Source organism: Thalassospira mesophila, from assembly GCF_002115755.1.
Classification (GTDB): Bacteria; Pseudomonadota; Alphaproteobacteria; order Rhodospirillales; family Thalassospiraceae; genus Thalassospira; species Thalassospira mesophila.
In genome coordinates, this window is the sequence record NZ_JFKA01000053.1 from 1 (window position 1) to 867 (window position 867).

An 867-nucleotide genomic window follows, 5' to 3' on the forward strand; every position below is an offset into this window, starting at 1 on the left:
CCCGCCGCACCGCGCGCGCTGGTCAGCAAACCGGCGGCGCAGCCCGCACCGGCCGCCCCCGCGGCGCCGAAGGTGAACGCGCAGGCGATAGAAAACGGCTACCTGCTGGCCTTGCGCCGTGAGCTGGAACAGCGCAAGCGCTACCCGAGCGGGCGGCAGGCCTCGCTTGAGCGCCCGCAGGGCAACGTCGAGGTGTGGCTGGAGGTCGATCGCAGCGGGCGGGTGCTCTCTTCCGGCATCGCCAACAAGGCCGCCAGCATGCTGCTGAATCGCGCGGCGATGAGCAGCCTGCAAAGCATCAGTTCAGTAAAGCCGTTCCCGAGCGAGGCGTTCGCCGGGCAAACAACCAAAAGATTTACCGCGACGTTCAATTATCAGGCGCCTTAGCGCAAGGGTTAATCGTTTGATTTTTATGGGATGCACACAATGAAATCGTTTAATCGTTCTGGGATCTATCTGGCGGTGATGTCGGCGATGCTGCCGGGCGCCGCGCTGGCGGCCGACGCCACCGATGTCGGCACCATCAGCGTCAAGGGGCAGTCGCTCGGCGGCGGCATGATGGTGCAGGATGACAGCGCCAAGGCGCGCTCCACCGTCACCAAAGAGGCGATGAACAAAATGCCGTCGGCGGCCAACGCCATCGATAAACTGAAATACACGCCGGGCCTGAACGTCAACAGCAACGACGCCAGCGGCCTGAGCGGCGTGGACTACACCATGCGCGGCATGAACTCGGATCAGATCGGCCTGTCGATGGACGGCATCCCGATCAACGACTCCGGCAACTACGCGGTCTACCCGAACCTGCTGGGCGACGCGGAAAACCTGGAGGAGGTGTTCGTCACCCAGGGCTCCTCCGAAGCGGAC

2 protein-coding genes are annotated in these 867 nt (G+C 63.9%); both read left to right on the forward strand.

The features are described from left to right. Nucleotides 1-387: energy transducer TonB (locus tag TMES_RS21980; RefSeq protein ID WP_211275997.1), on the forward strand; the 387-nt coding region annotated here is incomplete at its 5' end. Between the two features lie 39 nt (nucleotides 388-426). Beyond that, a partial coding sequence (locus tag TMES_RS21985; protein WP_143589779.1) for a TonB-dependent receptor plug domain-containing protein occupies nucleotides 427-867 on the forward strand: 441 nt, incomplete at its 3' end.